Here is an 18,684-nt window from a genome sequence, read left to right on the forward strand (position 1 = left end):
AGCTACTGTCGCAAATCGAGGATTAGGACATGTGTGGTATTGTTGGAATCGTGGGCACAACGCCTGTAAACCAGTCTATTTATGACGCGTTAACGGTGTTACAGCATCGTGGCCAAGATGCCGCTGGTATTTGTACCATAGAAAGCAATCGTTTTCGTCTGCGTAAGGCGAACGGTTTAGTGAAGGATGTGTTCGAAGCAAGACACATGCAACGCTTACAAGGTGAGGTTGGTATCGGTCATGTTCGTTACCCAACCGCAGGCAGTTCAAGTGCCTCTGAAGCTCAACCTTTCTACGTAAACTCTCCTTTCGGTATTACACTTGCCCACAATGGTAATTTGACTAACGCTCATGAAGTTCGTCAAAAACTGTTTGAAAAAGACCGCCGTCATATCAATACGACTTCAGATTCTGAAGTGCTTCTGAATGTACTCGCTCACGAAATCGATACAGTAAAAGGCAATGTGACAGCTGACGATGTCTTCCGTGCGGTTACGAATGTTCACCGTACGATCCGTGGTGCTTATGCTGTTGCTGCGATGATTATTGGCCACGGTATGATTGCATTTCGCGATCCACATGGTATCCGCCCTTTATGCTTAGGTAAGCGTGAAGTGAACGGAAGAACAGAATACATGGTGGCGTCAGAGTCAGTGGCGTTAGATGCCGTTGGTTTTGATTTTGTTCGCGATGTAGCGCCTGGTGAAGCGATTTACGCAACGTTTGATGGTGAACTATTTACCAAACAATGTGGCGACAATCCAAAACTGAATCCGTGTATCTTTGAATTCGTTTACTTTGCACGTCCGGACTCTTTCATCGACAAGATTTCTGTTTACAGTGCTCGTGTTGAGATGGGTAAAAAGCTTGGTGAGCGTATTCGTGAAGATTACGCAGAATTGGATATCGACGTGGTTATTCCAATTCCTGAAACGTCTTGCGATATTGCTCTACAAATTGCCCAAGCTATTGATAAACCTTACCGTCAAGGCTTTGTGAAAAACCGTTACGTAGGTCGTACTTTCATTATGCCGGGTCAACAACAGCGTAAGAAATCGGTGCGCCGCAAACTAAACGCGATTCGTTCTGAGTTCAAAGGTAAGAATGTTCTGCTTGTGGATGACTCTATTGTTCGCGGTACAACATCAGAGCAGATCATTGAGATGGCTCGTGACTCGGGTGCGAACAAGGTGTTCATGGTTTCAGCTGCACCAGAGGTACGTTTCCCGAACGTTTACGGTATCGATATGCCAAGTGCAACAGAGCTGATTGCTCATGGCCGTGATAACGAAACCATCTGTAAGCAAATTGGTGCTGACGCGCTTATTTACCAACGCTTGGATGATTTGGTTGAAGCAGTTGGTTTAGGCAATCAAGACATCACTCAGTTCGATACATCAGTATTTAACGGTGAATATGTGACGGGTGATATCGACCAACAATACCTCGATTTCCTTGATGGTTTACGCAACGATGATGCGAAGACACAAGCAGAAATTCAGCAAGATCTTGCTAATCTAGAACTGCATAACGAAGGCGCTTAATCTGCCCGGAAATCCAAGACATAAAAAAACCAGAGCTCACGCTCTGGTTTTTTGTATCTGCTATCGAGTTTAGTGAATGTTGTAAGCGATCACGAAGTCGATAAAAAGGCGCACTTTCTCAGGGAGATGGTCTTTGTGGTTGTAAAGCATGTAGATGTCGCGCGGGTTAGCACTCCAATCTGGCAGTACGCGCAGTAAATCGCCACTTTCAATATATTCTTTGATCATCACGTCAGGCATTAAAGTAATCCCCAAACCTTCCGAGCAAGAGCTACGCACTACGTTCAGTGCATTTGCTTGAAAACGACCGCGGTCTACGTTCACAACAGACTCACCTTTGCTGTTAATTAGCGTCCACTTGATCAGTGGGTAGCCCTTTAGCAGAGAGTGGTTAGAAAGCTCTTCAGCGTGGTTTGGTGCTGGGTTAGCCGCTAGATAGTCAGGGCTTGCGACCAGAATATCTTTTACTTCACCAATTTTACGTGCGATTAAACTTGAATCACGCTGTGGTCCAACACGGAAGATGACATCCCACTCGGTAGGATCAAGTTGATCGGCGTTGCTTTCCGTCGTTAGCTCGATGTTAATGTCAGGGTACTGTTTCATGAACCCATTGAACATTGGCATCATCATGCGCTTTGTCAGGTTGTACGGTGCAGAGATTTTGATCTTGCCCGATGCGCCGCGACAGTCATCTGTAATCTCCTCAGCTGTCGATGTTAGGCGTTGCAGAAGAGGTGAGCACTCATGGTAAAAACGTTCTCCGGCCTCGGTCAGAGAAAGCTTACGCGCGTGACGGTTCAGCAATCGAAGATTGACAGAGTCTTCTAGCGCTTGAATGCGTCGGGTGATGGTTGCCACCGGAATCATGGTTTTTCGCGAAGTTGCGGTATAGCTCCCATTTTCGACAACCAATCGAAACAGGTTTAGATCATCTAATTTCATATTTCCAGACACATTAAACTACCGTTTATGGCTAATTTATAATTAACTTTGTGATCAAAGCTTGCTTTAAGTCAACATGTTGCGTCATTTGAACACAGCAAGGCTCCCCGAGTAAATACTGATAGACCATGGAATATTTGTATAAACGTCAATTTCAGGCTACGGTTTATAACAAGGTGAAAGGGCCTGATGTCTTGCTGCATAACGTTTCGTAAGATGTGAATACAACAAAAATAATAACTTATAAATTTGTTTTTTGACTGAGCTTTGTGAGGTGCAAAGGTATGTTTAAGACTCACAGTCAAACGGCAATGGTCTCGGCGCAGGAAGTGGTCAATCAAAAACTCATCATGTTGGTGGACGATGACCCAATATTTCGTCGAATAACTAATGCCTATTTGGAAAGTCAGGGTTTTAAGGTAGTCGAAGCTGAAAATGGTCTAGAGGCGCTTCAACAACTGAGGGAATCCCAACCTGACTTGGTCTTATGTGATTTATCCATGCCCGTGTTAGACGGGATAGAATTTGTCGAGGAAGTCAGTTTAGAGTATCCGTCGATGCCATTGATTGTTGTGTCTGGAACGGATGAAATGTCGGACGTCGCGAAGGCGCTTCGTTTTGGGATTAAAGACTTCCTACCTAAACCGATAGGAAATTATCAACATCTATCTCAAGCAATTGATAACACGCTTGAGGAATCAGACTGCCATTATTCCGACAATAGAGACTTTACGAGCCAATGGTTTAGGGTTGATGACGGAGGGGAAATGCCAGACGACCAAGAGTTGCATTGGCATTTGGAGTACCTGCAAAAACATCCAAGTGCAGCAAGAGACTTGCTTCACGCCTTATTACCAGAAAAAGACGCATCACAAGGCGATTGGAAATGTTCTTATCGTTTATTGCAATCGACCGATGTTATGCCTTTGGTATTTGATTACCGATGGTTAATGAATGGACAATTTGCATTTTACTTGGTCGATTCGGCGTCGTTAGAGCATGACGGTGTAGCAACAACGCTGCTTGTACGCGCATTGTTTGATGATTACTTACGTAACTTAAAGAGCTTTAGCGCAGATCTTAAGGATATGATCGAAATTATTGAGAAAGGTATTCAATGCTCTGATAGCACGGGAGCAGTAAACGCTGTCTTTGGTGTCGCTGATCTTGCTTCGTCTTGTGTCTCTATATTACCAGCAGGTCTAGATAGCCAGTGGTCAGATGGACACTCAAATCAACACATAGCTGCGGGTAACTCGTTGGGTGATGGTAGTATGAAAAACTTCATCACTCGAGATTTACCTATCAGTACTAACGGGCAGCTTTCAATTGCCTGTCTTGGTACATCTAGCTTCAGTCTAAATATGGTTCGTTTGAATCGATTGATATAACGACTGGCAGATATAAACGTAAACACATCAACAAAAGCAGCGTCCGTTACGCTACTTTTTTATTTCTAGCTGCCTGCTTGGTTTCGAACTAATGATACTTCGCTTTATAACCCTACTTTTTGTTGGTGTTTAGCACTAATTGTTTAAGGTATAGTCATCGCTTAAAACAATAATGACCCATTTATGCAACGATAATTTAACGATGTAAGGTGGGGGAAGCGAAGTCAACTCAACTCTAGTGAGAAGAAACATCATGGCAGACAAAGATTTTAAAGAGCCTTATAATATTTTTTACTTTTTAGGTTTCATTGCAGTCCTTTTGATCCCAACTTTACCTGCAACGTTAACCTGGCTTCGTGTAATGAATGGTTACGCGGGCTTTTAATTTAGCGTTAGTTTATTGGAGTCCACCATTCGTATTAAGCGTTACCTTTTCAATATAGCTGGTGGACTCTGCATGCTGCTTGGCATTGCCGGCATCGTTCTTCCTCTTCTTCCTACCACGCCTTTTATTCTTTTAGCGAGTGCCTGTTTCATGCGAGGCAGCCCTGCGTTTCATCGTTGGCTACATGAACATAAAACGTTTGGACCTTTACTCGAAAACTGGCATAAACACCGAGCAGTCACACGCAAAGTGAAACAACGTGGCGCGGTCTTCATCGTACTCAGTTTTACTTTCTCCATCATTGTCGCTCCAATGGTTTGGGTAAAAATTGCGCTTTTAGTGATGCTAATCATTTTACTGAGTTGGTTTATGCGTCTCCCTGTGACTGAGTTGGTTGCTGACCGAGAAGAAAATCACTAAGATTGTAGAGAATAGTGTGCCCGCTCTTCGAGTGGGCGTTTGTATTTTCAGCGCTTGTGACTTTTACGAAAGTAAGCACATAGTGATGAAAACCTATTGTTTGTTGCCCTCATATATACTGCGATTAGAACAGAGGGTGATGAGCCAATCTAAGTAAATCGGTATTATGACTACAGAAACAATCTCACTGATCAAATCTAGCATCAAAAGCATCGAAGATTACCCGAAACCAGGCATTCTTTTCCGCGACGTAACCAGCCTTCTTGAAGACGCGAAAGCGTATCAAGCGACAATCAATCTTTTGGTTGAGCGCTACAAAGATATGGGTTTCACGAAAGTTGTGGGTACAGAAGCTCGTGGTTTCTTGTTTGGTGCACCACTAGCACTAGAACTGGGTGTTGGTTTTGTCCCTGTGCGTAAGCCAGGTAAACTGCCTCGTCCTACTGTGGCTCAATCATACGAGCTTGAATATGGTGTTGATACGCTAGAAATTCATACTGATGCGATCGTAGAAGGCGATAAAGTATTGGTTGTAGATGATCTACTTGCGACGGGCGGTACGATCGAAGCAACAACAAAGCTTATCCGTCAACTAGGCGGTGAAGTAGAGCACGCTGCATTCGTTATCAACCTACCAGAAATTGGTGGTGATAAGCGCCTAGAAGGTCTAGGTCTGAACGTATACAGCATTTGCGAGTTTGAAGGACACTAATACATTCAATGAGTTATTTAGCTTTAGCGCGAAAATGGCGTCCGAATAAGTTTGACCAAGTCGTAGGGCAAAGCCATGTCCTTACGGCTCTGGAAAACGCGTTGGCGCAAAATCGCTTACACCATGCGTACCTCTTCAGCGGCACGCGAGGCGTTGGTAAAACATCGATTGGCCGACTGTTTGCTAAGGGCCTGAACTGTGAAACAGGTATTACCGCTAACCCTTGTGGTGAGTGTGATACTTGTCGTGAGATTGATGAAGGTCGCTTTGTTGACCTACTAGAGATCGACGCGGCTTCTCGTACTAAAGTTGAAGACACTCGTGAACTATTAGACAACGTTCAATACAAGCCCGCTCGCGGGCGTTTTAAAGTGTACCTCATTGATGAGGTACACATGCTTTCGCGTCACTCTTTCAATGCGCTGTTAAAAACGCTGGAAGAGCCGCCAGAGTATGTGAAGTTCTTGTTGGCTACGACGGATCCACAAAAACTGCCAGTGACGATTCTGTCGCGCTGTTTACAGTTCCACCTTAAGCCAATCAGTGTTGATGACATTCATCAGCAACTTGACCATATTCTGGAAAAAGAACAAGTCTCCGCAGAAGCAAGAGCACTTGGCATGATCTCGCACGCTGCAGATGGCAGTATGCGTGATGCACTGAGCTTAACTGACCAAGCTATCGCCCTAGGCAGCGGCACGATTCAAACCGATATCGTTAGCCACATGCTTGGAACGATTGATACTGACCAAGCGATTCATTTGCTGGAATCAGTCAGCAGTAAGCAGCCGCAACAGGCGATGGACAAAATCCAACAACTTGCATCAAACGGTGTAGAGTGGGATGGATTGCTACAGCAATTGGCATCGCAGCTTCATCGTGTTGCGATGTACCAAGCTCTGCCATCGACCTTGGATCAGACTCAACCTGATGCTGAAAAAATCGAATTATTGAGTAAAGCGCTTACGCCTCAAGACGTGCAGCTTTATTATCAAATTGCTTTAAAAGGCCGTGAGGACCTAACGCTGTCACCAAACGGACGCGTTGGGATGGAAATGATTGTTTTGCGCATGATGGCATTTCGTCCATCGGCAAGTAATAGCGCAAGCGTGATTTCAACCTCATCGCAGCCACAAGGCTTGCCAGCGCAAAGTGCAATGCAAACACAAGCAGCATCGGTGGCAAAACCGCAAGCGCCAGTTCAGCAAGCACCTGTACAGCAAACGCAAAGTCAGCCTAGACCAAGCCAGTTAGCGCCGAATATGGCGTCACAACCGCTGTCTCAGGCAGCGCAGCAGCCGACAAATGAAGCACCATCATACCAACCTGAGTATCAAGGTGGTTATGATATGGCTCCGCCACAGTATGACATGGCACCACCAATGAGTGAGAATCCTGCGCCTACACAGCAGGTTCCTCAACAAGCTCAACCTATGCCAGAGAACGCGCCAGCGCCTGCTCGAGGTAATTTGAGTGGTCTTCGTCATCAATTGCGTTCGCAACGCCAGGGTCAGCAACAGGCGACGACGCAAAATGGTGGCCCAAAAAAGCCTAACGCGACATCTGCTCAAAAAGAGTCGGTCATTGACCGTCTAGCGCAATTGCATGGCAATTCCGCGCAGGTGTCGCTACCATCCTCTTCTCAAGCGGAACAAGCTGCCGTTGAGGATGAAGCATATCGTTGGCGTCCAACCAAGCAACCGGTTGAAACAAAAACGAATACGCAACTGACACCTACGCAGCTCAAGAAAGCACTTGAGCACGAAAAGACGCCAGAAATGGCGCAAAAGCTTGTCGATGAATCATTGGAAAGCAGTGAGTGGGCAAAGCTGATCAGCTTAATGAATACGCCAAAGCTGGTGGAGCAACTTGCACTAAATTCGCATTACAGCAAAGAAGGCTCGACAGTTTCGCTACAATTAAGAGGCAGTCAGGCACACTTGAATACCGACAGAGCGCAAAGCGAGCTGTTGAACGCTTTAAATGGCGTGTTAGAACAAGAGTGCCATCTTAGTATTGATGTGGGCGAAAACGGTGAGACACCCCTTGAGCTTAGAGACAGGCTGTATCAAGAAAAATTGCAACAAGCTCTGAACAGTTTAGAAAACGATCCGCATGTTCAGTTCATCGAACGTCGATTCGCTGCAGAGCTCGATAAAGATAGTGTAAGACCTATCTAAATTTTGAACGGAATGGGGTTGAAAACGTTCAGTGAAAACCCCATTAACAGATGCAACACCTAATTAAACCAGAGAGATAAACATGTTTGGTAAAGGCGGTATGGGCAACCTAATGAAGCAAGCCCAGCAAATGCAAGATCGCATGCAAAAGCTTCAAGAAGAAATCGCGAATATGGAAGTAACTGGCGAGTCTGGTGCTGGTCTAGTTAAAGTTACAATCACTGGTAGTCACAGTGTGCGTCGTGTTGATATTGACGAGAGTCTAATGGAAGACGACAAAGAGATGCTAGAAGATCTTATCGCTGCGGCATTCAACGATGCAGCACGTCGCGTTGAAGAAACTCAAAAAGAGAAAATGGCTTCAGTAACTGGCGGTATGCAACTACCACCAGGTATGAAAATGCCATTCTAATCTGCTGAATTCTAACTAAGCGGATTTTCAATGCGTACCAGTCATATGCTGGAACAATTGATGGAGGCCTTACGTTGTCTACCTGGGGTTGGCCCCAAGTCGGCGCAGCGTATGGCCTTTCATTTGTTACAGCGTGATAGAAAAGGCGGTCTGCAACTGGCAGATGCGCTGAGTCAGTCAATGACAGAAATTGGTCATTGCACCGAGTGCCGTACCTTCACTGAAGAAGATGTTTGCCACATTTGTACGAACCCAAAGCGCCAAGAAAATGGCCAAATTTGTGTAGTAGAAAGTCCAGCAGACATCGCGGCAGTGGAAGCGACAGGTCAATACTCGGGTCGATACTTTGTACTAATGGGGCACTTATCACCATTGGACGGAATTGGTCCAAGTGATATTGGTCTTGATGTACTGGACTACCGCCTGCGTCGCGGTGATGTTTCTGAAGTGATTCTTGCAACCAATCCAACGGTTGAAGGGGAAGCAACAGCGCATTACATCGCGGAGCTGTGTAAAGAACACCAAGTGGATGCAAGCCGTATCGCGCACGGTGTACCAGTGGGTGGCGAGCTTGAGCTCGTCGATGGGACAACTTTGTCACACTCGCTTTTAGGTCGACACAAGATTTAATAAAAAAGCCGCTAAAATTAGCGGCTTTTTTGATCTTGAGGTTCGAGAAACGATTAATCGTTTGATTCTTTACCAAGAAGATTCTTGTAGATAAGTGCACCTAGAATACCACCAACGATTGGTGCTACCCAGAATAGCCAAAGCTGAGAAACCGCCCAGTCGCCAACAAATACCGCAACACCAGTACTACGCGCTGGGTTAACCGATGTGTTTGTCACAGGGATGCTGATTAGGTGGATAAGAGTCAAACATAGACCGATCGCGATAGGTGCAAAACCTTGTGGTGCGCGTTTGTCTGTCGCACCCATGATCACGATTAGGAACATCATTGTCATCACAACTTCAGTCACTAAAGCAGCAACCATAGAGTATTGGCCTGGAGAATGCGCGCCGTAACCGTTCGCGGCAAAGCCAGAACCAACAACGTCAAATCCTGCCTGACCTGTTGCGATTACGTAAAGTACACCACCCGCAATCACACCACCGATAACTTGCGCGATGATGTAAGGCACAACGTCTTTAGTCTCGAAACGACCACCGGCCCATAGACCGATAGTTACTGCTGGGTTTAGGTGACAACCTGAGATATGGCCAATAGCAAATGCCATTGTAAGTACGGTAAGACCGAACGCCAAAGAAACGCCCAACAAGCCAATGCCGACATCAGGGAAGCCAGCCGCTAACACTGCACTACCACAGCCACCAAGCACTAACCAAAAAGTACCAAAAACCTCTGCCATGTATTTATTCATATTGTTTCCTATTGCGGATTTAGATTACCCGCTGAACATAGTAGAGAATTGTCAGAAAAGTGTGAGCTTAAGCACGGAAATTAACCAAAATGCCAGATATGCGCGTTTCTGTCTCATATATGAAACGAAATGGGTAGGGAGAGGGTAGGTGGATGAGTTCAAAGGAAAACCTCGGCTATCGTTATAGATATTGATAACCGAGGCGAGAAGAAGCGTTAGCTAAAAGCAATAAATGGTGAGATACACAACAAGATACCTGTAGCGATGATTAGGTATAGTGAAGCACCTTTATATTTATGTAGAGAAGGCACTTGATACACCAAGTAGGCAGGAATCAAACAGCCAATCAAACCAAAGATAGGGCTACAAACCGAAGTGAAGCTCAGAACCGGTAGATTGAGTACGATAGCGCCCCACGCCATCAAAACCGCGAATAGAATGATGCCCTTCGTCACGAGATCTTTGTTGATTTGCTCTTCAGGCATCACTTTTTTCAATGCCAACATCGCAAGACCTTGGCAAGAATCACGGAAGCCAAGGTAAACACCAAAGAAGGCTGTCATTACAGAAAAGATGTTCAACATCAGGCTAAGCAGTTTAAGCGTCGTGCCGTCCATGCCTTGTGCTACCATCGCAAGCGCAGATATGTTCTCGTTTGCTGCACGGACTGCTTGTTCATGAGACATCGCCAACGTGAAAGAAATCGCGTAGAAAAACACGGTCACAAATAAAATGCCAAAAGCGATATTCATGGCGCGCATCGCTTTAAAACGGGCAACTTCAATAGACTTCTCTTTCGAACGGTAAGAGATCACCATCGGACTCAAGCTTTGAATAAACAAAATAGAAGTGAGGGTGAACGGCAGCAGCTCAATCGCGTCTTTTAGGCCAGCACCCGCTGTTGGGACGCTACCTACATTCGCCAGATCCCATTTTTCAATCATCATGAAGCCTAGCAGTGCTACGGTACAAAGTTTTACCAATACTAATCCGGTGCTGACCTTAAATAGGACCTTCTCACCACGCGAAGCGATTGCCACCAAAGCGCAAACCAATGCTAGACCATACAACGGGTTTTCCGACAACAGCCCCTCAGTGATACCAAAGCTGTGTAGGAAAGAGGCTGAGTCATTATTGATTGCTGTCGAGTATACGAATACCCAAATTACCAACATGATGAAGTAGAGCACTCCTAACAATGCGCCCCATTTATTGCCAAGGTAGCCAGAAATAACCCCCGCATAGTCTTGACACTTCGGAGAGGTGGAAAGCGTGTTAATAAATAGGCGTTGGAACAAGTACATCGCTGGGTAGCCAATCACCGCGGAGGCAAGAAATACCCATATGCCAAGTACGCCCACCTTTACTGGAAGAAAAACAATACCAGCACCGATTGCCATGCCGATGCTCATGATTACCCAGCCCCAGTCAGTGCTATCAAATTTAGTCGCCGCTTTCCATTCTGTGGCTGTCATTCCGGCTTTAACGTGAGGTGGTTCTTTAGTTATTGGAAGAGTTTGTGTAGGTACAGTAACGCTCATTGTCGTTTTCTCTTTGTTGGTATGAATTTTTCTCAAATCTATTTGAGAAAAAGATTAACAACAATTTTTTTGTGGAATATTCAGATAAATTTGAGATCTCGACAAAAATACTCAATAAAATCTGAAAAAAGATCGATTTGTGTGATCTGGTGTGGTTGTTTTGCTCATATTTTGTTGAAAGAATAGCTTTGAAACGAAATCTCAAGTTGAGTTTTCTGATTAAAACTAAAGATTATGTGAGGATTAACATGAAAGAATTGATCGCTTCAGAGCACGCACCAGCCGCAATTGGTCCATATTCACACGGTACGACTTACGGGGATTTGATTTTTACTTCGGGCCAACTGCCCGTTGACAGTTCGACAGGTAAAGTTGTTGAGGGCGGTATTACGGCTCAAAGTCATCAATCTTTGACAAACTTAAAGCATGTTCTGGAGGCTGGCCACGGGAGTCTAGACACGGTTCTGAAAACGACATGCTATTTAGCAAACATCAGTGACTTTGCGGAGTTTAACAAAGTCTATGCAGAGTTTTTCCAGAAAGATTGTCCTGCACGTAGCTGCTTCGCGGTAAAAGATCTTCCGCTCGGTGTTTTGATTGAAGTTGAAGCGATTGCTAGTAAGAAGTAACTTGGAGAAAAAAGTATGAAACAGCAATGGAACCAATATATCCAAATTATTAAGCAAGTGGTGAAACCTGCACTTGGATGTACCGAACCCATTGCTGCTGCATATGCGGCAGCAGTTGCACAGCGTGAACTAGGAAACCAAACTCCGGAGATGATAGAAGTACGCGTGTCGGACAACCTATTCAAAAATTCCATGGGTGTTTTTGTTCCTGGAACGGGGAAAATTGGCCTCAAGATTGCCGCGTCTGTTGGTGCCTTGGCGGGTGACCCTAATGCGGAGCTCGAAGTATTAGCTAAGATTAATTACGACGATGTCACTGCTGCCCAGCAACTTATTGATGAAGAGCGAGTCAGTGTTGCTCGTATTGATACACAAGAATTTATCTTCTGTAGCGTCATGATGACGGCAGGGCAAGATACCGTGTCTGTTACGATCAGTGGTGGACATACCAACATTATTCAGATTACCCGCAATGGTGAAGTGACCTTTGATGCTCCGCCACAGCAGCGTGTTGCAACCGGTTCGGTTTGCGAAGGGGTTGATATCTCCATCAAGCAAATTTATGACTTTGCACTTCAAGCGCCATTTGATGATATCAAATTTATCCTACAAGCTGCGGAGCTCAACAGTTCATTAGCGCAAGAGGGTATCGACCGAGGCTATGGATTAGAAATCGGTCGAACCTTAAAAGGCAATATCGAACAAGGTTTATTGGGTAATGATCTGATGAGTCGAATCCAAATGATGACCTCTGCAGCATCCGATGCTCGAATGGGCGGTGCGACGCTGCCAGCGATGAGTAACTTTGGCAGCGGTAACCAAGGTATTGCCGCGACGATTCCGGTTGTTATCGCCGCAGAAGCGTTTCAAAGTAACGAAGAACAACTCGCTCGCGCACTAATCATGAGTCACTTGGGGGCGATCTACATTAAGTCATACTACCCACCTTTATCTGCATTCTGTGGTAACACTGTCACTAGTGCAGCCGCATCCATGGCACTAGTGTATTTATCAGGTGGCTCGTTTGAGCAATCTTGCTCCGCAATTCAAAACGTCATTAGTGACAGTTCAGGCATGGTGTGTGATGGTGCGAAGTCATCTTGTGCAATGAAAGTTTGCACCTCATCAACGACGGCAGTGCGCTCATATTTGATGGCGATGGGTAACCACAGTGTGAAGAATCAAGGTATAGTAGGCGATGAAGTCGAACAAACAATAAGAAACGTAGGCTCAATGGTTCGACTTGGAATGCCATATACTGATAAATCTATTATCGATATCATGTCCGCCTAGCCTCAAGTTTTTGCTAAGGGAAGTAACATTGCAGCTTAAAAAACTCACCAAAAGTGATTTAGATATTTTGAATTCAATGAAGAACGTCGTCGATGGCATCGCGCGCATGTACGGCAAGCATACCGAGGTCGTTCTTCACAGTCTTGATGCAGAAGCGCCGGAAATCATCAAAATTGCCAATGGCCATGTAACTGAACGTGGAGAAGGTGCTCCGATTACCAACTTAGCAAGAATGAAGCTGCTTGAAGGCAACGACGTTTCAGATTCGTATGTGACGAAAACCGTAAGCGGTAAAACCTTGCATTCCATTACGACCATTGTCCGTAATCCAAAGAACAAACCTATTGGGTTATTGTGTATCAACGTCGACATGGATGTACCGATGCAGGATTTTTTGAGATCGATTATGCCAACTCAGCAAAATGACTGCTGTGCGGGCGCACGTTCACCAGAAACCTTCGCTCGTAACATCGATGAAACCATCATCAGTACCATTGAGACCGTACAAGCAGAAGTGTGGGCGAACGAGGCGATTTCCCCTTCAAAACGCAACCGTGAACTGGTCACACGTTTACAAGGTTTGGGGATTTTTAAATACAAAGATGCGGTATTGATGGTGGCAAATCATCTCGGTATTTCACGTGATACTATTTACCTTTACTTAAGAGAATTAGGTAGCAACGACTAGGTCAGTTGTTCAAGTTCGGTGATGTTATTTATCGCTTCTTGATTCGTTTTGCCACACACAACTGGGCAAGGTTTGAAGTCGTGGCAAACTTTTGGGCGTTCAGGCATTCCGAAAAGCTTACATAAGTTGTCGTCATTTAATTGAATGCAACGCTCTCCGGCAGGTTTGCCTTTTGGCATGCCCGGAATCGGAGAAGAGATACTTGGTGAGATACAACACGCCCCACAACCTAATCGGCAATCCATCTAAAAGCCCTCGTAAAAATGAAGGGGGCATTATGGACATTTCTCGTCAGATTGGAAGAGGCGTGCGTGAATTCACACCAACAAAGTTAGCCCTTTCTACTCGTCATTAAGTCCTTTTTACTCATCATTAAGTAAAGCAGCGACTTCAAAATTCTGGTCGCGTTTAGCCTGTTGGATATAACGGTTGCACTCTTGCATGCTTAAACCCCAGGTTCCAGCCTCGGTGCGAGAGGACATTTCCGTTAGGAACGTTGCTTGACCTTCTTGAACATTAGACGCCAGATCCTTTCCGTATTGCTGACAGAGTTCAGCATCGCTGCTTGCCACCGCCCCAAATGAAACAAGAGAGATAATTGTGATCATTGCGAGCTTCATAATATCGATTCCTTATTCATACCATGAGCTAAAACCATAGGATAGGAATCGGTATTAGTAAAAATATCAATGAGGGGGAGTTTCCACTGGTGGAGTAGGATAAAAGAGATGTTGATAATAGTTCGTATTACGATGCGGAATTCGGCAAAACTTGAACTTTTGCTGCCAGAGGGGTATAAAACGCACCCAATTCATTCCCATTCGAGAAATAAGTAGTAAGCGTATGAGCACTCCATTTTGGCAAAGTAAATCGTTAGAGAACATGACAGAAGAAGAATGGGAATCTCTCTGTGATGGGTGTGGCAAATGTTGTCTACACAAGCTAATGGATGAAGATACGGATGAAATTTACTACACCAACGTTGCGTGTAGTTGGCTGAACAGCAAAACTTGTTCGTGCAAAGACTACCCGAACCGTTTTACTTCAGGCGAAGAGTGCACCAAGCTAACGCGCGAAGATATTGATGACTTCACATGGTTACCACATACCTGCGCGTACCGTTTGTTGGCAGAGAACCAACCACTGCCTGAGTGGCACCCATTGATCACTGGATCGAAGTCTGCAATGCATGCAGCAGGAGAAAGTGTACGAAACAAAGTGGTGTATGAGATCGATGTGGTGGACTGGGAAGACCATATTTTGAATCACCCAAATCGTTAATCACCGAATTTATACAAGCCTTTCATTATGAAAGGCTTGTTTGTTTTTGGGTGAGGCAAAAGAGCCTAACCTTTTAAGAAACGGTTATAGACAAACAATATAACGAAAGCACCTAAAGTCGCAGTGACGATACTGCCGATGTTTACGCCGTCTGCACCGCCTAGGCCGACAAAGCTTCCTAAAAAACCGCCAACGAAAGCGCCTACGATACCTAGCACCATAGTGGCTATCCAGCCGCCGCCATCGTTACCAGGCATCAGCCACTTAGCCAATGCTCCTGCGATTAGACCAAGAATAATCCAAGATATAAACCCCATAATTTCTCCTTACTCATTATTGTGTTAGGTACGTGTCGTTACGCATTCATGGTTACGTTTCAATCATAGACCATTCACCCAAAAGCGCAGATTTAACTAACTGATGACCATTGCGATGTAACCTAATATCAGGACTAAAACTGAAGTTAATGCGTATGGCACGGGGTAGCCAATAGCCGGCATATCACTGTGGCTTGCATCTTGGGCCCCTTTCATTGCTGGGGTACTATTTCTCCCTCCGGCACAGGCTCCCGCTAAAATCGCAGGGTTCATCTTGCGGAAGTACAATCCGTATAACCAAGCTAGCAGAGGTGGTACGAGTGCTGCAGTCACACCCAGTAACGCTATCTTGATGACAATGATGCCTTGGAAAGATGCCAATATTTTGGGGCCGACCGTTGCGGCTAATACAGCAACAAACAGGTTTAGACCGATGTCTTGTAGAAAGCTTCTTGCCCCTTCACTCATGGGGCCGCCAAAGCTTGGGTTACGAGTTCGTAGGAATGAGAAAACGATCCCGGTTAACATGCAACCCGCCGATGTGCCTAGGGCAAAAGGGATACCTGCAACGGTGACACTCAAATGTCCAAAGACATAGCCAATAAGAAGGGAGAGGGCGAGGTAGAAGGTTTCGGTGACCGTGCTCTCTACAATCGGAACACTATTGAGTTTGGATGCGGTTTGCTCTACGCACCATTGGGAGCCTGCAATACGCACAACATCGCCCACTTCGACCTTAGTTTGTGGCAATAAAGGTTGCTGGTGGCCTTGCCTGAAAATTGCTTTGAAGTAGACACCAAAGCCGACTTCTGCATGCAATTGTGCCATGGTTTTCCCTGCATGCTCAGATTTACCAACGTGAATATCAGCCACTTCAATGTCGACATTTCTTGCGCGTGGCTCATCGACTTCATTGCCGATATCGGCTTCACCTTCCGCAATCAAGACGCGATATTCTCCGCGAATGCCAATAACGTCATTTAACTCAAGCGTTGGGTTATCAGAAGCATCAATGACTTGCTCACCTCGAACCACTTTAAGCACGGCCGCATCAGGGAACTTCTGATACAACTCTTGCACTGAACGGCCAACTAACTCTTGGTGTGTGACTTTATAGGCACGAACATCAATCGGTAGGACACCCACATCTGAAAACCCAAAGGTGCTTGGGAGTTTTTCATTATCGTCCCCTGTGGAGAATTCCGCCTCTGCCTCTTTACCTGCTTTGACGGGGTCAATACCAAAGAGAGAAGGGAGGTACTTAATGAACAAGATGATGAGGACGGTCGAAAGGACATAACTTATCGCGTAGCCCGCCGCAATATTGGCACTGACGTGATCAATGCTCATCCCTTCAGGTGGTGTAAATGCGCCTGAGCTAATTGCTGACTGCGCTACGCCCATTACTGCGGTCACTGTGTAACTGCCAGAAATGATGCCAGCGGCGTAGCCGGGCTCAAGACCCATTAGCTTGGCGCCGATGACAACAATCGCAAAATTGCTGAACACGACAATCAAACCAATGACGACGAAGTCGATCCCTCCTCTGGCAAGGCCGGAGAAAAATTGTGGCCCCACTTTCATCCCAATCGCGTACATGAACATCATTAAGAAGATATCTGAGACCAGACCCGGCTCTTCAATTTTTAGCCCATAAACCGAAAAGGAGGTAAGAGCTAAAGCAACACCAACAACTAAAGTGCCAGCTGTTGTTCCTAGGCTCACTCCTTTGAATGTGAGTCGACCAAGCGGGTACCCAATAGCGAGAGATAGAAAGAGAAAAACGAACGGGTTTTCTGACAAGTAACTAAATAGAAAGGACATAGTGTCACCTGTGAATTTGTTGATATAAGAGCAAGGAACCATGAGAGTTCCTTACTTTAAGTGGAAGGGGACAATTAGCCGTGGTTAAAGTTACTCGACTCATCAGCGTTGCTACCGTTGACGACAGGATGCTTGTCGAAGAAGTCCACGCAGTGTTGTAAATCGGAAATCAAAAGATCCGCCATGTCTCGGCTAAATCCATGTCGAACTAAAATACGCATGATCACTAGATCTTCGCGTTCGGCAGGCATAGCATAAGCCGCGATTTGCCAGCCACGAGATCGAATGCGATCAGAAAGATCGTAGAGATTGAAGCCTGGGTTTGCGCCGTCTTTTATTGACCAACTCAGTGCAGGGATACCACCATGTCCATCGTAGATGATGTGGAACATACCCATCTTTTCGACTTCTTTGGCAAGGTAACGAGCTGTGTCATAACAAGCATCGTGGATCTTACGATAGCCCTCTTTGCCAAGACGCAAGAAGTTATAATATTGAGCAACGATTTGACCACCAGGGCGAGAGAAATTGAGTGCAAAGGTGGGCATGTTGCCACCGAGATAGTTGACGTTGAAAATCAAGTCTTCGTGGAGAGCATCGGCATCGCGCCAAACGACCCAACCAACGCCAAGTGGGGAAAGGCCAAACTTATGTCCAGAGGCATTGATGGACTTTACTCTTGGTAAACGGAAATCCCACACTAAATCTGGATCGCAGAATGGGGCAAGAAAGGCACCACTCGCGCCGTCGACATGGATTGGGATGTCCAACCCCGTCTCCGCTTGGAGTCGATCTAGAGCCTCATGCACGGCTTTCACAGGTTCGTACTGGCATGTAAAAGTCACCCCAAGAGTTGGAACGACACCAATGGTGTTTTCATCACAACGTTTAATCACTTCTTCTGGCGTCATGATAAGGCGATCACCTTGCATCGGAATTTCACGAAGTTCAATGTCCCAATAACGCGCAAACTTATGCCAACAAACTTGAACTGGGCCACAGATAAGATTCGGGCGATCAGTTGGTTTGCCTTGCTTCTTCATTTTTTCGCGCCAAGTCCATTTGAGTGCCATACCACCGAGCATTGCTGCTTCACTAGAGCCTGTTGTTGAACACCCCATTGGATTTTCAGCGTCTGGAGCATGCCAGAGGTCTGCAAGCATATGTACACATCGAGATTCGATTTCCGCCGTTTGTGGATATTCATCCTTATCGATCATGTTCTTGTCGATACATTCGTCCATTAGCTTGTGTACTTCGTCCTCAACCCATGTTTGGCAGAATGTCGCGAGGTTCTGACGTGAATTTCCATCTAGCATGAGTTCATCATGTACAACTTGGTATGCATGATCGGGCGCGTGCTCTTGCTCAGGAATTCGATACTTTGGCATAACAACAGAGAGATCTTTAGATGAATAAACATCATCTAAGATTGATCCACGGACAGTCGATTTTTTATGAAGAGCCATATGAAATCCTTTATCTTATTGAATTTGTTTTATTTATTACCATTTAGATGGGCGTAAATGGCAATCGCAGCAGCCAAATAAACATAGCAGGATTTTATAGAACTTCAGGTTTAATGGGTGTGTAGTTGCTTATTTCATGTTGTTTTATCTTGTTTTGTGCTCGGTAAAGCAAATATTAGAAAAGTACACTGTATGGTGTATAACCTGAGTTGCCATAGTAAGTTAATATGAACTTAGGTGCTCATTTATTATTAGTGAGTGTTTTTTATTT

The 18,684-nt window shown here is 45.4% G+C and carries 20 protein-coding genes; 12 read left to right on the forward strand and 8 right to left on the reverse strand.

The genetic code is table 11. The features are described from left to right. Positions 1-29 precede the first annotated feature (29 nt). Positions 30-1,544 carry an amidophosphoribosyltransferase gene (purF, locus tag C1S74_RS15720; protein WP_038871321.1) on the forward strand — a complete coding sequence of 505 codons (1,515 nt, stop codon included), beginning with the start codon at positions 30-32 and terminating at the stop codon, positions 1,542-1,544. A 69-nt stretch (positions 1,545-1,613) separates the two neighbouring features. Here the strand turns inward: purF and C1S74_RS15725 are convergent, their stop codons facing one another. Further along, positions 1,614-2,489: a LysR family transcriptional regulator gene (locus tag C1S74_RS15725; RefSeq protein ID WP_045397888.1), complete on the reverse strand. Its 876-nt coding sequence runs from the start codon at positions 2,487-2,489 to the stop codon at positions 1,614-1,616. Between the two features lie 284 nt (positions 2,490-2,773). Here C1S74_RS15725 and C1S74_RS15730 point away from each other — a divergent pair, with 284 nt between their 5' ends. The 7 genes from C1S74_RS15730 to recR all read left to right on the forward strand — a co-directional run bounded on the left by C1S74_RS15730 (position 2,774) and on the right by recR (position 8,619). After that, the gene (locus tag C1S74_RS15730; RefSeq protein ID WP_045397891.1) at positions 2,774-3,880 is read left to right on the forward strand and encodes a response regulator; all 1,107 of its coding nucleotides are present in this window, start codon (positions 2,774-2,776) and stop codon (positions 3,878-3,880) included. Positions 3,881-4,133: 253 nt separating this feature from the next. After that, positions 4,134-4,265 (forward strand): hypothetical protein, encoded by a 132-nt coding sequence (locus tag C1S74_RS26980; protein ID WP_005380608.1) that lies wholly within the window; start codon positions 4,134-4,136, stop codon positions 4,263-4,265. A 72-nt stretch (positions 4,266-4,337) separates the two neighbouring features. After that, complete coding sequence (locus tag C1S74_RS15740) at positions 4,338-4,685, forward strand: YbaN family protein (protein WP_045397894.1); 348 nt, start codon at positions 4,338-4,340, stop codon at positions 4,683-4,685. Positions 4,686-4,851: 166 nt separating this feature from the next. Beyond that, on the forward strand, positions 4,852-5,397 hold the full coding sequence (gene apt, locus C1S74_RS15745; protein ID WP_038871311.1) for an adenine phosphoribosyltransferase: 546 nt from the start codon (positions 4,852-4,854) through the stop codon (positions 5,395-5,397). A gap of 8 nt (positions 5,398-5,405) precedes the next feature. Next, complete coding sequence (gene dnaX / locus C1S74_RS15750) at positions 5,406-7,577, forward strand: DNA polymerase III subunit gamma/tau (protein WP_045397896.1); 2,172 nt, start codon at positions 5,406-5,408, stop codon at positions 7,575-7,577. A gap of 82 nt (positions 7,578-7,659) precedes the next feature. Beyond that, on the forward strand, positions 7,660-7,989 hold the full coding sequence (locus C1S74_RS15755) for a YbaB/EbfC family nucleoid-associated protein (RefSeq protein ID WP_005380618.1): 330 nt from the start codon (positions 7,660-7,662) through the stop codon (positions 7,987-7,989). A 30-nt stretch (positions 7,990-8,019) separates the two neighbouring features. Further along, complete coding sequence (gene recR, locus C1S74_RS15760; protein ID WP_038871307.1) at positions 8,020-8,619, forward strand: recombination mediator RecR; 600 nt, start codon at positions 8,020-8,022, stop codon at positions 8,617-8,619. 53 nt (positions 8,620-8,672) lie between these two features. Here the strand turns inward: recR and aqpZ are convergent, their stop codons facing one another. Both aqpZ and C1S74_RS15770 read right to left on the reverse strand, forming a co-directional pair. Beyond that, entirely contained in the window at positions 8,673-9,371 is a 699-nt protein-coding gene (gene aqpZ, locus C1S74_RS15765; protein WP_045397899.1) for an aquaporin Z, read from the reverse strand. Positions 9,372-9,586: 215 nt separating this feature from the next. Next, positions 9,587-10,846, reverse strand: a complete 1,260-nt coding sequence (locus C1S74_RS15770) for an amino acid permease (protein WP_045398006.1) — start codon at positions 10,844-10,846, stop codon at positions 9,587-9,589. A 314-nt stretch (positions 10,847-11,160) separates the two neighbouring features. Between C1S74_RS15770 and C1S74_RS15775 the strand changes: the two genes are divergently transcribed. Genes C1S74_RS15775 through C1S74_RS15785 form a run of 3 tightly spaced genes read left to right on the forward strand, consistent with a single transcriptional unit; the run spans position 11,161 to position 13,522 of the window. Then, complete coding sequence (locus tag C1S74_RS15775; RefSeq protein WP_045397902.1) at positions 11,161-11,541, forward strand: RidA family protein; 381 nt, start codon at positions 11,161-11,163, stop codon at positions 11,539-11,541. Positions 11,542-11,556: 15 nt separating this feature from the next. Then, positions 11,557-12,834, forward strand: coding sequence for an L-cysteine desulfidase family protein (locus C1S74_RS15780; RefSeq protein ID WP_045397905.1), 1,278 nt, complete (start codon positions 11,557-11,559; stop codon positions 12,832-12,834). A gap of 28 nt (positions 12,835-12,862) precedes the next feature. Further along, on the forward strand, positions 12,863-13,522 hold the full coding sequence (locus tag C1S74_RS15785; RefSeq protein WP_045397906.1) for a helix-turn-helix transcriptional regulator: 660 nt from the start codon (positions 12,863-12,865) through the stop codon (positions 13,520-13,522). Here C1S74_RS15785 and C1S74_RS15790 read toward each other — a convergent pair. Then, positions 13,519-13,767 carry a YkgJ family cysteine cluster protein gene (locus C1S74_RS15790; RefSeq protein ID WP_038871300.1) on the reverse strand — a complete coding sequence of 83 codons (249 nt, stop codon included), beginning with the start codon at positions 13,765-13,767 and terminating at the stop codon, positions 13,519-13,521. The two genes, C1S74_RS15785 and C1S74_RS15790, sit on opposite strands and share 4 nt — an antisense overlap. A gap of 117 nt (positions 13,768-13,884) precedes the next feature. Then, the gene (locus C1S74_RS15795; protein WP_045397907.1) at positions 13,885-14,142 is read right to left on the reverse strand and encodes a hypothetical protein; all 258 of its coding nucleotides are present in this window, start codon (positions 14,140-14,142) and stop codon (positions 13,885-13,887) included. A 223-nt stretch (positions 14,143-14,365) separates the two neighbouring features. Here C1S74_RS15795 and C1S74_RS15800 point away from each other — a divergent pair, with 223 nt between their 5' ends. After that, positions 14,366-14,803 (forward strand): YcgN family cysteine cluster protein, encoded by a 438-nt coding sequence (locus C1S74_RS15800; protein WP_045397909.1) that lies wholly within the window; start codon positions 14,366-14,368, stop codon positions 14,801-14,803. Positions 14,804-14,868: 65 nt separating this feature from the next. On the opposite strand, the gene C1S74_RS15805 is transcribed toward C1S74_RS15800, so the two are convergent. From C1S74_RS15805 to gad, 3 genes are all read right to left on the reverse strand, one after another. Beyond that, positions 14,869-15,120 carry a GlsB/YeaQ/YmgE family stress response membrane protein gene (locus tag C1S74_RS15805; protein ID WP_045397911.1) on the reverse strand — a complete coding sequence of 84 codons (252 nt, stop codon included), beginning with the start codon at positions 15,118-15,120 and terminating at the stop codon, positions 14,869-14,871. Positions 15,121-15,216: 96 nt separating this feature from the next. Further along, positions 15,217-16,944 carry an aspartate:alanine exchanger family transporter gene (locus C1S74_RS15810; protein ID WP_045398008.1) on the reverse strand — a complete coding sequence of 576 codons (1,728 nt, stop codon included), beginning with the start codon at positions 16,942-16,944 and terminating at the stop codon, positions 15,217-15,219. 74 nt (positions 16,945-17,018) lie between these two features. Then, positions 17,019-18,413, reverse strand: coding sequence for a glutamate decarboxylase (gad, locus tag C1S74_RS15815; protein WP_045397914.1), 1,395 nt, complete (start codon positions 18,411-18,413; stop codon positions 17,019-17,021). Positions 18,414-18,684 lie beyond the last annotated feature (271 nt).

The organism is Vibrio hyugaensis (assembly GCF_002906655.1).
Taxonomy (GTDB): Bacteria; Pseudomonadota; Gammaproteobacteria; order Enterobacterales; family Vibrionaceae; genus Vibrio; species Vibrio hyugaensis.

Bases quoted from the DNA above. Each gene is read 5' to 3' on its own strand.
- purF (WP_038871321.1), top strand. From the start codon at position 30: ATGTGTGGTATTGTTGGAATCGTGGGCACAACGCCTGTAAACCAGTCT.
- C1S74_RS15725 (WP_045397888.1), bottom strand. From the start codon at position 2,489: ATGAAATTAGATGATCTAAACCTGTTTCGATTGGTTGTCGAAAATGGG.
- C1S74_RS15730 (WP_045397891.1), top strand. From the start codon at position 2,774: ATGTTTAAGACTCACAGTCAAACGGCAATGGTCTCGGCGCAGGAAGTG.
- C1S74_RS26980 (WP_005380608.1), top strand. From the start codon at position 4,134: ATGGCAGACAAAGATTTTAAAGAGCCTTATAATATTTTTTACTTTTTA.
- C1S74_RS15740 (WP_045397894.1), top strand. From the start codon at position 4,338: ATGCTGCTTGGCATTGCCGGCATCGTTCTTCCTCTTCTTCCTACCACG.
- apt (WP_038871311.1), top strand. From the start codon at position 4,852: ATGACTACAGAAACAATCTCACTGATCAAATCTAGCATCAAAAGCATC.
- dnaX (WP_045397896.1), top strand. From the start codon at position 5,406: ATGAGTTATTTAGCTTTAGCGCGAAAATGGCGTCCGAATAAGTTTGAC.
- C1S74_RS15755 (WP_005380618.1), top strand. From the start codon at position 7,660: ATGTTTGGTAAAGGCGGTATGGGCAACCTAATGAAGCAAGCCCAGCAA.
- recR (WP_038871307.1), top strand. From the start codon at position 8,020: ATGCGTACCAGTCATATGCTGGAACAATTGATGGAGGCCTTACGTTGT.
- aqpZ (WP_045397899.1), bottom strand. From the start codon at position 9,371: ATGAATAAATACATGGCAGAGGTTTTTGGTACTTTTTGGTTAGTGCTT.
- C1S74_RS15770 (WP_045398006.1), bottom strand. From the start codon at position 10,846: ATGACAGCCACAGAATGGAAAGCGGCGACTAAATTTGATAGCACTGAC.
- C1S74_RS15775 (WP_045397902.1), top strand. From the start codon at position 11,161: ATGAAAGAATTGATCGCTTCAGAGCACGCACCAGCCGCAATTGGTCCA.
- C1S74_RS15780 (WP_045397905.1), top strand. From the start codon at position 11,557: ATGAAACAGCAATGGAACCAATATATCCAAATTATTAAGCAAGTGGTG.
- C1S74_RS15790 (WP_038871300.1), bottom strand. From the start codon at position 13,767: ATGGATTGCCGATTAGGTTGTGGGGCGTGTTGTATCTCACCAAGTATC.
- C1S74_RS15795 (WP_045397907.1), bottom strand. From the start codon at position 14,142: ATGAAGCTCGCAATGATCACAATTATCTCTCTTGTTTCATTTGGGGCG.
- C1S74_RS15800 (WP_045397909.1), top strand. From the start codon at position 14,366: ATGAGCACTCCATTTTGGCAAAGTAAATCGTTAGAGAACATGACAGAA.
- C1S74_RS15805 (WP_045397911.1), bottom strand. From the start codon at position 15,120: ATGGGGTTTATATCTTGGATTATTCTTGGTCTAATCGCAGGAGCATTG.
- C1S74_RS15810 (WP_045398008.1), bottom strand. From the start codon at position 16,944: ATGTCCTTTCTATTTAGTTACTTGTCAGAAAACCCGTTCGTTTTTCTC.
- gad (WP_045397914.1), bottom strand. From the start codon at position 18,413: ATGGCTCTTCATAAAAAATCGACTGTCCGTGGATCAATCTTAGATGAT.